The sequence below is a fragment of the Thalassotalea fonticola genome (assembly GCF_032911225.1).
Classification (GTDB): domain Bacteria; phylum Pseudomonadota; class Gammaproteobacteria; order Enterobacterales; family Alteromonadaceae; genus Thalassotalea_A; species Thalassotalea_A fonticola.
In genome coordinates, this window is record NZ_CP136600.1 from 2,312,433 (window position 1) to 2,325,835 (window position 13,403).

Genomic DNA, 13,403 nt, shown 5'->3' on the forward strand with positions numbered 1-13,403 from the left:
TTTATTTCGCTAAAGAAAAAGCGGGAGATCCCCCCGCCTTACTATTCAACAAGAAAGACTATTCCTTTTCGCCACACGATGATTGTGCCGCATTGGAAACAATAATGTCTTTCTCTTGCTCTGTAATCAAACTCTGCTCAACAAAGCTTTCTGAGGTCTTGGCTGTACAAGATACGAACTTACCATGACTGCGCCATGATGTTTGTCCCATTGCGCCTTCACAAGGACAGTATTGTGCTATTGAACAACCGGAAGCAGGATCTACTACCTCATTTCCCGTAAACAGACAAGTATCGCCGACGTCCGCGACACCATCATCATCAGCATCTAAATCACAAACATCACCTAATCCGTCGCCATCAAAATCCTCCTGAGATGTATTTGCAACCAATGGACAATTATCGGCAGCGTCTAAAACACCATCTTCATCAGTATCCAACACTCTGCCAAAATCACGCACAAACACGTCATAATGCTCATTGGTATCATTATCTACCAGGTTACTAGAAAGAGAAGAAAACACCACAACACTGCCATCATCACTAATGGCAGGATAATAACTAATATCATTTCCCTTCACGCCAGCCGTGTTCTTACTCACCAACGTCACCGTATCCGACTGGCGATCGTATGCGTATATATCTTGCCTAGTATCTATATCGGCCGCATCCAAATTATCCGCTAATGAATAAAATGCCACATATCGCCCATCACCGCTGATGGAAGGACGATTACTAGCACTGTTCCCCACCACGCCAGCCGTGCTCTTGCTCATCAACTCCAACACGTCATCTTGGCGATCGTACACGTAAATATCATATCCAATAACCGTATCGGTCGCATCCAAATTAGTCGCGAATGAAGAAAATGCCACATATCGTCCATTAGCGCTGATGGAAGGCTTATTACTATCATAATTTCCCTTCACGCCAGCAGTGCTCTTGCTCACCAACTCCAACACGTCATCTTGGCGGTCGTACACGTAAATATCTTCCCGAGTATCCGTATCGGCCGCATCCAAATTTGTCGAACGAGAGCTAAATGTCACATACCCTCCATCACCGCTGACGGAAGGAGTATAACTATAACCGTTCCCCTTCACCCCCGCAGCGTTCTTGCTCACCAACTCCATCACGTCATCTTGGCGGTCGTACAGGTAAATATCTGCCCAAGTATCCGTATCGGCCGCATCCAAATTCGTCGAATGAGAGCGAAATGCCACATACCGTCCATCACCGCTTATGGAAGGAAAAGTACTCCAACCGTTTCCCTTCACGCCAGCCGTATTCTTGCTTATCAACGCCAATGTATCAGACTGGCGATCGTACACGTAAATATCTGGCAGAGTATCCGTATCGGCCGCATTCAAATTCGTCGAATGAGAGCGAAATGCCACATACCGTCCATCATCACTCATGGATGGCTGATGACTATTACCGTTCCCCGTCACGCCAGCCGTGTTCTTGCTCACCAACGCCACCGTATCCGACTGGCGGTCGTACACGTAAATGTCTCTTACATCATCCGTATCGGCCGTATCCAAATTATTCGCTTCAGAATGAAATGCCACATACCGCCCATCGGAACTCACCGCGTTACCTTGAAAGAAAAACCCTGAATCAAAGTTTCCCTGCACTCCTGTACTTGACACACTCACTCGCTCGGTTTCTGCCGACAATACAGCAATCGACATTAGCGCAGTAACCAGCACCACGCCTTTAACAAGCCAAGGTGATTTTAGGTTGAATGTACTCATAACTCCCCCCCGAGATGTCTCACCAAATCCACAGTAGCCGTATTCCAGGAGGGATCATTGGCATCACAGTTGTCGGTTGAAGAAAAGCTATTTTGAGAGGTTTGAAACGTACCCGCAAAAACTGAATGCGGTAGAGATATTGATATGAACATTGCAATGAATAGATTTTTCATAATACGATTCCATTATTATTCCATTAACACCACCCTTACGAGCAGCTTCCAAAGACTTTTAAACACACTAAAAGCCTATATCTACAATTTCCTTATTATTATTCTTGCATCTGCGCTCTGGCGCATATATTACACCAAAATATTTTTACATAGACAGTCATACACTTGAACAAATGAGCAAACCTGCTTTGCCATCAAGTGTTAAATTTCCGACACCTAATTCCTCTAAACATATAAGCTTAGAAAAACAATTGCGTTTTAAATCGATCACTTGACTATCGTGACTATGACGAAACGGCATTGCCAATAGCATCGCTTGGCCTTGTGTAAAATACTCGTCAGTTTTTGGATACCACCAATGCGCCAGTTCTTTGGCCAGCATTACCTAAGTACTTTACGTAATTGCCACAGCAATAAATATAGCAGACTTGTTAGCTACCACAATAAAAGCCCGAATTTAAAATTTTGACAGGGCAACAGGTATCTGTGCATGCCCTACTGTGTTTATGGGGAATTTAGTAGCTCAGAAAATTTGGCCTCATTTTTAGATCTATCAGTAGAAATTCTAAGGCGTAAAGTGATACAAACCAGCCCCGCAGAAGTTACTTTAATTTAATCACAGTACGCTGATGGAGGTTCCCGCCTTCGCGGGAATGACTGTGTATTTTTTCTATCTCAGTAAATGGCACTAAGCCGACCAATTGAATACCCTAAAACAAGTTAAAGAAGTAATTTTTCTATCCACAGTACGCTTAATGAGGTCCCCAACGTCGATTGAGCTCTTCGAGGATAACTGAGTACTTTCTATAGTAATTTTGTTTGCTGCTTGTGGCACTATATAGTCTCTAAACAGTGCAAAAAAAAATCCAAGAATTTAACCTTGGATTTTTATGAAAACCATTTATCTATTTGTAATATAGATAATCGCTATTTAATGTTACTCACAAGTTATGGCACACAGGTGAATACGCCAGTTACCACAATAATGCCATTTGTCGTTAATGTATCAATATCTGAACATTTGATATTAGCCGTATTTTTATGGTTAATATCAACCAACGTTAAGTTAGGCATATCTTTTAGGGCTAAAATTGAGGTTATATTTGGATTATTACCAATATATATTTCTTCTAATGTAGAAGCGCTGGAAAGGGCTGTTAATGCCGCATCATCAACTGCATTACCCATAAGCTTTATCTGTTTTAAGCCATCATCATCGATATCTGCGTTATCAAAGTTCTTAAAAGCGGCAAAATCAAGCGCTTTAAAGCCGTTGATATTAAGCTTTTGTAGTTGGCTTACATTTTCAGTTAAAAATAACTGCGTTTCGTTGCCAGCAACTTTCAAAATGTCAGAAAACTGTAGGTTTAAATCAATTAGTAAATCCAAATCTGCTAGGTACTTAAGGTCTTCAACAGTAGGGATAGCCGATTTAGTTGTAGAAAATACAGCTAGCCATGCAAAATTTTCAATGCCTTGAAAAGAGCTGATAAATTTATAGTCCGCTGTTGCACAATTTAATGTAGTAACTTCCCCAACTGTCGTCCAACCACCTTCATCAACCCGTTGTTGAAAACATTGCTGCATTAAAGTATCAGCGAAAATAGGGTCCTCAGGATTACCAGATTCGCGCAATATTTGATCAAATGTAGATTCAGCAGTAATAATACAAGTACTAGGTGCAGAATATTCAATCGTGTCTAATAGTTGGTTTTCAAAATCACGGTTTACATAACAATCAACACTGGTGTCAGTTAATACAAGCTCTGTTAATGAAGTGAGTTTTTCTAAACCTTTAACGTCAGTAAACTCAGGTGAGCTACATGTTAACGATGCTAAATCGACAACTAGACCTGAAGCTGGCACTTTACCTTCTAAACAAGAAGCAACATCATCACTCATATCAATATTTTCAATGATACAAACTGCTGGGCTTGCAACAGTTACACTTTCATTAGCTGCAACATATGCGGCAGTATCAGCACAATTTATCGAAGTGTTCGTTATATTCAAGTCAGTTAAATTAATAAATTGCTCAACCCCACTCATATCAAGAATAGCGTCGTTATCACAAGTTAAAGCTGTAACCTCCTCTACCGCGGTCCAACCATTTACGGCAAATTGATCAACTACACAAGCGCGAAATTCTTGGTCAGCAAATTCTAAATAGTTGTAAAAACAAGACTGTGGTTGCACTGTTGTGGCAGGAGTTTCATCGCCTAAAGCGGCAGCATCTGCCATTAGTTGTTGATCAAATCCATCTAAAACTGCACAACTTAATCCGGATTCACTTAAATCAATTGTATCGAGCTCTTTAAAGTTAGCTAAGCCATCAACGCTTTCAATGACATCAGTACAGACTAGATTTGTTAATTCTGCTGAATTTTTTAATTTCTGTTCGGAAATTGTACTTTCAACACACGATTGCAAGTTAGCATCTTGATATTCAATAGATGCTAAGAATCTATCAAAAGTCTCGGTAGTACCAGACTTATCAGTCCCTTCAGAGCAAGCAGTAACTGCTAATAACGCTGAAGACAACATAACAATTTTTTGTAATTTCATAGCTGTTTCCTTGTAAGCAAAACTATTTAATTATTGTTTTTGTTTTACTTGTTTAAGTCGCTTTTAGTATTCATTTTTAACGACAATTAATATTGGTTTCATTCTATACAAACATTAAGAAAAACAACCGACCAGAACCTATTAAAGGTCGGAAGTATCATTTGTTAGAAGTTGTACTTCAACGTTACGTTGTAGCTATTACCGTTATCTGTAACCGAGTACGCTCGAGAACTATCACCTACGTATTCATAGGTTTTCTCACCGGTTATGTTTCGAGCATTAAAGTTAACTGACAACGCTTTGCTGATACGGTAACCCGCGGTAAAGTCTAATTGATCGAAATCATCAACATATACAGCTTCACCTGACCATGAGAACACTCTGAAATATTCACTACGGTAGTTATATGCTAAGCGCATATTTATACCGTGCTTTTCCCAATAAATTGTGGCATTAAAGGTATCTTGAGATAAGCCTGGCAAAGTCATATTTTCACCAGTAACATCATTCACTAGCTTAGTTTCACTGTCATTGTAGGTATAGTTAATTGCGGTACCAAAACCGCTCCAGAAACTAGGAAGGCTGGTAAATGCTTGTTGATAGCTAATTTCTACACCTTCAACGGTTGCATCTTCAGCATTAATAGGTTGTTTCACATCTACAGGCCAACCATTATTAACATCAGGTAAAACACGATGTTCAACCTTCTCAACAATAAAGTCAGCAATATCTTTATAAAAAATACCTGCAGACAATAAACCTTCACTATTAAAGTACCACTCTGCACTTAAATCATATTGATTAGCACGAAATGGCGATAGTTTTGGATTACCAAGTTTAAATACAGGGTTGCCGTTATCTGTTGCCGGACGATAACTGGAAGACAGTTGACCATGGCTTGGACGAGACATTACTGAAGCTCCAGCGGCACGAACAACAACATCAGGATGTGGAATAAAGGCTAAGTTTACACTTGGAAGTACATCGTCATAATCATGCTTAATTGTTGTCCAAGTCCAATCTGGGTTGTTTTCTACTTTTTTATTTGCACTTGATTCAATATCGGTTGTTACATAACGGACACCAACATTACCACGTACTGGGATATTAAAGATTTCACTACTGATATTAGCTTGGGTGTACACAGCCGATGTTTCTTCGACTATGTTATATCTTTCATATTCTATCTCAACGTGTTCACGCAAATCAGCAAAGTTTTTATCTAGCGATGATGTATCAGGACTATACCAAGCATCAAATGGTCCATTGTCGATCATATCTGGAACATTAATATAATTACCAAAGTCAGCCAAATTAGCGTATTCACCGCCATTAGCTTCTTTAACTTGCTCTAGATACTCTAAATTTTCTGCTCCAGTGGTATTATTCGCAGTTGAAAAGTATTCCTTTTCACCACGTTCAAATCGTGCACCGAATTCTAATGAGCGAATATGATCATTATCAAGTTCCCAATCTAAATCGGCTTGTACATACTCTTTGGTATTCTCAGTATCGAAATGCTTTAACTTATACTGCTCTAGCAGCATATTTTGCGGTTCCATCGCGTTTAAATCTTGGGTACTGCTAGGATAAATAACCTCTGGCATATAGGTGCCATTATGCAGTACGTAACCTAAACCATTTACTTGCGAGCTAAATAGCGCTTGTGTTTGGTCTTGCGTCAAGGTTGCTTCACTACTACCTATTGCGGCTGAAAATGTAAACTCATCATTAATCAGATAATCCGCGCCTAGATTCACACCAACTGTTTCATCTTCATATTCGCGATCATAGGTTACGGCATTGTAGTTATATTTAGATTTCTTTCCCTTATATGGGTGACCATCAGGGTAAGCTTCCCCTGTATATGGGTCTGTAGCACCATCTTGCAGATCATTTATTTGCGAAATTACGTTTAAACCATCAACAATAACACTACCCTCACGAACAGCTAAATAATCATTATCACGAAAATCGGCAATATTATCGGTAGATAAACGTTCACGAGTTTGCTTGGCATATAACACGCCTAAATTAATATCTAGATCTTCAGTTGGGATCCACTGTGCATTAACGGCAACATTTATCCGTTCACGTTCATCTTCAACGGTTTGTGAACCAATGTTTTCGAGTCGATAAACACCGCCACCTTCACCATTTTCATCCCCTTCGATATAACCAGGTAAATCAACATACGGTAAACCTTTAGTATATCTATTATCTGGGTTTTGTAAGGCCCAGCCGCGTGCAGTCATCCTATTTTGGCGAATGGTACGCTCAAAGTAGCTTAATGTAGTGCTAACCGCGAAGGTTTCGTCATCATTCACTCGGTTTATAAATAAGTTAGCGCCTGGACCGGCATCATCTGATAATTCGTTGTAGTCGGCTTTAACAGAAACAGTACCTTTATTGCCAACTGCAATTGGTTTGCGAGTTTTTAAGTTAACCGTACCACCAATAGAGCCTTCAACCATATTAGCCGTTGGGCTTTTGAATACTTCAATACCGCCAACCATTTCACTGGCAATATTATTTAGGTTGGTAGCGCGAGAGCTACCATCAGTAGCAACGTTCATTGAGCCCGCATTTCCGCTTGCCATAGATTGGCCATTAACGGTTACTTTGCTTAAACCAGGATCCATACCACGAATACTTACGTATTCACCTTCACCGGCAGCGCGGTTCATTGAAACACCAACAACTCGAGAAATAGCTTCAGCTATGTTGTCATCAGGTAATTTACCAATGTCTTCGGCAGATACACCATCCATGACTTGATCGGCGTAGCGTTTAGCGTTCATCGAGCGTTTTAAACTGCCACGAGTCCCCTGAACTTCAATGACTTCAATACCTGCGGCTTCTTCTGATTCTTTATTTTCATCCGCTTGCTCGGTGCTGACTTGCTCTACCTTAGTTTTTACTGCTGCGCTTTCTTCTTGAGCCCATGCAGTGCTATGTAAAGCAGCTAAGATACTGAGCGTCAATAATGACTTTTTCGAGTTACCTAACATTTACTTCCCCTGAGTTAACTATTTCGCTAGTTGCTAAATTGAAACAACTAAAATACATATTATTGATTTTTTTAGTACAATTAGCATACACCAAATGATAACGATGTCAAAGCAAATATTTACACATCTTTACAAAATATTATAAGTTAATAACAAAGTAAGAATTGTTAATAAAATGTTGCATTTTTTAAATACCCAAACCAAACAACAAAAAGCATTAGAATCAACAAATTAGATGCAATTCAAAAATTGAGCAAACCTATTCTAAATGTCATAACAAGCTCTAAATTAATTGTTGGTGAGCGCAAAAAAAAACCTAAGTAAAATTTTTACTTAGGGTTTTTATCTAAACATTAAATGCCTACGTTATTTTTTTTTCGATTTAGTGTTCAACTCTTCAAGTGAAAGTTTACCGTCACCGTTTAAATCTTTTTTGTTAAAGCCATTTGTCAGCTTTTTCTTTTTGTCTGCTGGATCGGTAATATTTTTCTTGGCAAAGTATTTTTCCAAATTTACCGCATACTCTTCCATACTTAAAAATTGATCGCCGTTAGTATCTAGTTTGTCAAAATATTTTTGACCCATGGCAAATGCAAAGCTAGTACTAACTGCCAATAATGTAATTGCTGCTATAACTTTTTTCATAGTTCTTTCCTCTCGTTGTAATTTTTACTACTATTTTATTATTATTTTCTTATTAATGAACCTTTATAACCATAAAAGGCAATAAAGACGTAACATAGTGCTGGTAAAATGAAACCTAATTGAATACCAATACTATCTGCTAATACACCTTGTAGTAGTGGAATTAACGCGCCACCAACTATTGCCATACATAAAATGCCTGAGCCTTGGCTAGTGGCTTTACCTAAATCGCTAACGCCTAATGTAAAAATTGTTGGGAACATAATAGAATTACAAAGCCCTACCGCTAAAATAGCAATCGCTGCTGTGTAACCATCAGTAAACATTGCCGTAAAAATCAAGGCAACAGACGCTAAGCCATTAAAGCCTAATAACTTATTTGCTGCTACTATGCGCGTTAAAAAGACACCGATAAAGCGACCCACCATAGCGCCGCCCCAATATAATGCAATGTAACTCGCCGCTTCTGCTTCTGGCATTGCTAAAATATTTTCTTCGCCAATAAAGTTAATTAAAAAGCTGCCAATAGACACTTCAGCGCCAACATAAACAAAAATACCTACCGCGCCTAACGTTAAGTGAGGAAACGACCAAGCTGATTTAACATTGCAGTCAACAGTATCGTTGCCTTCAATAGTGTCGATTGTTGGTAATTTTATCCAAACAAAAATTGCCGCTAGAACAAACCAGGCAATCGCCAAACCCACGTATGGAATTTGTACTGCTTGTGCTTCTGCTAAACGATGTGCGGCCTGTTGTGCGTCATTCATCATTGCTAGCTCTTCAACACCAACGGCAACACCTGATAAAATTAACAAACCACCAAAAAATGGCGCAACTGTTGTCCCCAAAGAGTTAAATGCTTGCGTAAGGATCAAACGGCTAGAAGCAGTTTTCTTTTCCCCTAATGCTGTTACGTAAGGGTTTGCTGAAACTTGCAAACAAGTTATGCCTGATGCAAGCACAAATAATGCAACTAAAAATACCGGGTAAGACTGCATGCTTGCCGCAGGGTAAAACATTAAACAACCTAGGCCAGCAACAACCAAACCGGCAACAATGCCATATTTATAGCCAATTTTTTTAATTAATTTTGCTGATGGCATAGACATAACCGCATAAGCAGTAAAGAAACAAAATTGCACCAACATAGCTTGTGTATAGCTTAATGAAAATACACTTTTTAGGTGTGGTATAAGAATGTCATTTAAGCAGGTAACAAAGCCCCACATAAAAAACAATGAGGTTAAAATTACCAAACTGACATTATGGTTTAAATTACCATCAACGTTTACTGTCGATTCTGAATTAATTGTAGTTGTTATTGTAGCCATCTAGATTCACTCTAAAGTTAAAATGTTGTTAGTTAGCATACACCAACTGATATCGTTGTCAATAATTAAAGAGAGCGCTTTTAGAATATAAAAAAACCTCTTAATCGGGACAGATTAAGAGGTTTAAAACTTACTTACTATTTTATTTCAAGCGTTTAAGGCCTTGGCCATTAGCCCTTAATAAGGCAGCTAGTTCAACGACTACTTCTTTGTAATTTTCATCATCAATTACATTAACAGTTTCACCTGGATCTTTTTCCATGTCATACAGATCTTTGTATACAACTTTTTTAGATTTGCTTAACCACTCCGTATAACGATACTTTTCAGTGCGCATTGAATAACCAAAGGCACCAACACGTTTATATTGACTAATAGCAACAGGTTGCTTGCTATCAGACTGTTGATTTATAGCAGAAACCAAAGAGTCTCCTTGTAAACCTTCAGGTGTCTTGATAGCCGCTAAGTCAGTTAACGTTGGGAAGATATCCATTAGGCCGACAGGTTGCTGATATACACTCGCCTTTTTACCTGGAACTTTAATAATTAAAGGCACATGGTTTGCCTGCTCCATGGTCGTATGCTTCCCCCAAAGACCGTGATCGCCAAGGTGGAAACCATGATCGCCCCATAACACAATAATGGTATTGTCAGCTTTACCGGTTTTTTCTAATTCAAATATTAATTCACCTACTAAATTATCAACAAAGCTAACCGCAGCATAATAACCATGAATCAGTTCTCGTTGCTGCTCTTCGGTAAAGCCTTTTTTAGAATACGGCTTTATTTTTTCACCTAGCTTAGGAGTTGGCTTATAAGTGAGCATTTCACCATTGTTATTAAGAATATATTTAGCTTTGCTATTTGTCGGTGCTTGTTGAAATGGCGCAAGCGAAAAGGTATTGCGCTCATACAAATCAAAATACGTTTTTGGCACAGAAAATGGTAAATGTGGGCGTTTATAGCCTAATGCAAGGAAAAATGGCTTATCACTTTTGCCCATTTGTTGCAGCAACGCTTTTCCACGCTCATTGATATTGCCATCAACAAACTTATGCTCTGGGGCATCAATAATTTCAACCGCGAGTTTTTTCTTACCTTTCACAAAAGATGTCGGGGCTTTGTAGGCAATAGACCATGAAACAGGATCATCTTTCGCTCGACTTTCAACATTACGTGGGTCAAATATTTTACCTACCGCAGCAGTTTCATAACCGTTTTGTTTAAACAGTTGCGGTAATGTGACAACATCGGGATTCACATTACGAATTTTATCTTTTAAATTCATAATGCCGTTAACTTCTGGGCGTAATCCGGTTAACAAACTCATTCTTGATGGCCCACATACCGGCCATTGTGAATAGGCATTGCTAAATAATGTGCCTTGTGCGGCAATAGCATCTATATTGGGCGTAATAATTTTGTCGTTACCATAAGCACCAATCAGTGGTTTTAAATCATCTACTGCGATAAATAGCACATTTGGTTGTTTGTTATTTTCTGCTGCAAAAATAGTTAATGATATGCAGCTTAAGCTAATTGCTAGAACTTTAATTAATTGAGAATACTTCATCAATACTTCCTATTTTTTCACATTTAGTGATATTTTTTGCAAATCTTGATCTCGAGATGATGAGCCTAGCATTAAAGAAAAATCTCCAGCCTCAACCCCCCATTCCATGGCAAGGTTGTAATAAGCCAACATTTCAGCGGTAACTGTAAAGCTTACCTTCTGGCTAGCCTGTGGCGCTAAACTAATACGTTGAAAGCCTTTCAACTCTTTAACTGGTCGAGTTACTTCGCTGTAGTTATCGTTAATGTATAACTGTACAACCTCGTCACCAGCAACCTTACTGGTATTCGTTACGGTTATAGAAACCTTAGCTTGCCCTGAAGTATCAATAGACGATTTATCTAACGTTATATCTGAATATTCAAACGAGCTGTAACTTAAGCCGAAGCCAAATTCAAATAAATTTTTAGTTGGTAAGTCGACGTAGCTTTTGAAGTAAGTAGATGGTTTATGATTATAAATTGATTGAATATGGCCTGCACTGTAGGGCACAGATATAGGCATTTTTGCACTAGGATTTACTTTTCCATATAGGATTTCAGCAACGGCTTGGCCACCAAAGCTACCAGGTTCCCATGCTTCTATTATGGCAGCTACATTTTCAACTAACCAAGGTTCAGAAATTGGCCGACCATTAATTAAAACAACTATTACAGGCTTGCCGGCACTATGAATAGCTTGTATTAACTCTAGCTGTTTACCGTATAAATCCAGCTCGGCCCGAGCAACATTTTCACCTGAGGTTTTGCCTTCATTGTCAAAACGAAGTGGATTTTCACCAACAACAACAATGCTTACATCGGCCGTTTTAGCACGTTTAACGGCTTCACTGATGTGTTGTTCAGATAAGACTTTTACTTGATTACCTACATCTAAGTAATCAATGTTAACCTCTTTTGAACTTACTTGTTGCAGCCCTTCGACTATGGTTGTTACATTTTCTTCAGGTTGCGGTAATGACCAATCGCCTAAAATAGTATGAGCATTCGCATTAGGGCCGGTTACAAAAATGTTTTTAATATTTTTTAATGGCAAAATATTATGATCGTTTTTTAATAAAACTATCGAGTCGCGTGCCATCGCTAAAGACGTTTTTTGATGTTCTGGATTAAAATTCACTGTTTCAGCTAACGATTCATCAACAAATGGTTGTTCGAATAAACCTAGTCGAAACTTAGCTACAAGGATAGCTTTAACAGAATCATTGAGTTGCTCTTGGGTTAAACGACCATCTGCAACTAATTCAAATATCGCTTTCGCAAACTGCGGACCATGCATATTCATGTCCATGCCAGCTTCAATACTCAATTTAACCGCCTCATTTTGGTTTTTAGCAACGCGATGAAGGCTGTGCAATCGATCAACATCTAACCAGTCACTAACCACAAAACCAGAAAATTTCCACTCCTCGCGTAATACGTCGTTCAATAAAAACTTGCTACCATGGGATGGTTGACCGTTTACTTCATTGTGCGCTGCCATAAAGGTGAATACACCAGCATCTACTGCGGCTTTAAAAGGAGGGAAGTAATCTTGTCGTAGTGTTCGTTCAGATACATCAAGCGGGGCAATATTTAAGCCATTGATAGAGTCACCACCACCGACAAAATGTTTTGCGTTAGCGATAACTTTTTCTGGGCCGATAAAATCATCTTGCTGCAAACCTTCTATAGTCGCCACACCCATTTTGGTAACAAGATATGGGTCTTCACCAAATGTCTCCCCCACTCTGCCCCAACGAGGGTCACGAACGATGTCAATATTAGGAGTGAACGTCCAATGTGAGCCATTAGCTCGCATTTCTTTAGCCGTTTCGGTCGACGACTTTTTAACTAGCTTAGTATTAAATGAACTCGCCGCACTTATCGGCGATGGATAAACAGTCGCGCCGCTTACCAAAGCGTTACCATGAATTGCATCTATACCTATAATTAACGGAATTGCTAACCGCGAATTCATCGCATATTGCTGCAATTGATTTGCTTCTTGCGCATCTACTACATGCAAATATGAACCAATTTCACCATTTTCTGTCATCTTAATCAGGTCATCGTTATTCAGACCGGGATAAAAACCATGGGCGTCAGAGTTTATTAACTGCTCTGGTGACAATTTCTCTTCAGACTCTGCAATATGCTTTAAACCAACAAATTGACTCATCTGCCCAGCTTTTTCGGCTAATGTCATTCGTTCTAGTAAATCTGCCGCTCTTTGCTCAGCTGATAACTTAGAGTCTTTATATGGCAACGTCTCTGACTCTGCAGTACAGCCGAAAGCCAAGCACGTTGTTATGGTTAAAATTGATAATACAAAAGGTAATTTCATAAGAGTTTTTCTTTTATTTTA

General features: G+C 39.0%; 8 protein-coding genes. All 8 read right to left on the bottom strand.

Annotated features, from left to right (window positions below; translation table 11 throughout):
* Nucleotides 1-58: 58 nt before the first annotated feature.
* Nucleotides 59-1,756 carry a TolB family protein gene (locus RI844_RS09440; protein ID WP_348398197.1) on the bottom strand — a complete coding sequence of 566 codons (1,698 nt, stop codon included), beginning with the start codon at nucleotides 1,754-1,756 and terminating at the stop codon, nucleotides 59-61.
* A gap of 330 nt (nucleotides 1,757-2,086) precedes the next feature.
* The gene (locus tag RI844_RS09445; RefSeq protein ID WP_348398198.1) at nucleotides 2,087-2,311 is read right to left on the bottom strand and encodes a hypothetical protein; all 225 of its coding nucleotides are present in this window, start codon (nucleotides 2,309-2,311) and stop codon (nucleotides 2,087-2,089) included.
* Nucleotides 2,312-2,877: 566 nt separating this feature from the next.
* The gene (locus RI844_RS09450) at nucleotides 2,878-4,494 is read right to left on the bottom strand and encodes a leucine-rich repeat domain-containing protein (RefSeq protein ID WP_348398199.1); all 1,617 of its coding nucleotides are present in this window, start codon (nucleotides 4,492-4,494) and stop codon (nucleotides 2,878-2,880) included.
* Between the two features lie 164 nt (nucleotides 4,495-4,658).
* Entirely contained in the window at nucleotides 4,659-7,505 is a 2,847-nt protein-coding gene (locus tag RI844_RS09455; RefSeq protein WP_348398200.1) for a TonB-dependent receptor, read from the bottom strand.
* Between the two features lie 366 nt (nucleotides 7,506-7,871).
* On the bottom strand, nucleotides 7,872-8,150 hold the full coding sequence (locus tag RI844_RS09460) for an EF-hand domain-containing protein (RefSeq protein WP_348398201.1): 279 nt from the start codon (nucleotides 8,148-8,150) through the stop codon (nucleotides 7,872-7,874).
* Between the two features lie 41 nt (nucleotides 8,151-8,191).
* Nucleotides 8,192-9,484 (bottom strand): sugar MFS transporter, encoded by a 1,293-nt coding sequence (locus RI844_RS09465; protein WP_348398202.1) that lies wholly within the window; start codon nucleotides 9,482-9,484, stop codon nucleotides 8,192-8,194.
* Nucleotides 9,485-9,626: 142 nt separating this feature from the next.
* Nucleotides 9,627-11,057: a sulfatase gene (locus RI844_RS09470; RefSeq protein WP_348398203.1), complete on the bottom strand. Its 1,431-nt coding sequence runs from the start codon at nucleotides 11,055-11,057 to the stop codon at nucleotides 9,627-9,629.
* A 9-nt stretch (nucleotides 11,058-11,066) separates the two neighbouring features.
* Nucleotides 11,067-13,382 (bottom strand): glycoside hydrolase family 3 N-terminal domain-containing protein, encoded by a 2,316-nt coding sequence (locus RI844_RS09475; protein WP_348398204.1) that lies wholly within the window; start codon nucleotides 13,380-13,382, stop codon nucleotides 11,067-11,069.
* Between the last annotated feature and the right edge of the window lie 21 nt (nucleotides 13,383-13,403).

What these genes read in the sequence shown, in the direction of transcription:
- RI844_RS09475 (WP_348398204.1), bottom strand. Translation starts at nt 13,382, where the DNA reads ATGAAATTACCTTTTGTATTATCAATTTTAACCATAACAACGTGCTTG.
- RI844_RS09455 (WP_348398200.1), bottom strand. Translation starts at nt 7,505, where the DNA reads ATGTTAGGTAACTCGAAAAAGTCATTATTGACGCTCAGTATCTTAGCT.
- RI844_RS09470 (WP_348398203.1), bottom strand. Translation starts at nt 11,057, where the DNA reads ATGAAGTATTCTCAATTAATTAAAGTTCTAGCAATTAGCTTAAGCTGC.
- RI844_RS09465 (WP_348398202.1), bottom strand. Translation starts at nt 9,484, where the DNA reads ATGGCTACAATAACAACTACAATTAATTCAGAATCGACAGTAAACGTT.
- RI844_RS09450 (WP_348398199.1), bottom strand. Translation starts at nt 4,494, where the DNA reads ATGAAATTACAAAAAATTGTTATGTTGTCTTCAGCGTTATTAGCAGTT.
- RI844_RS09440 (WP_348398197.1), bottom strand. Translation starts at nt 1,756, where the DNA reads ATGAGTACATTCAACCTAAAATCACCTTGGCTTGTTAAAGGCGTGGTG.
- RI844_RS09445 (WP_348398198.1), bottom strand. Translation starts at nt 2,311, where the DNA reads ATGCTGGCCAAAGAACTGGCGCATTGGTGGTATCCAAAAACTGACGAG.
- RI844_RS09460 (WP_348398201.1), bottom strand. Translation starts at nt 8,150, where the DNA reads ATGAAAAAAGTTATAGCAGCAATTACATTATTGGCAGTTAGTACTAGC.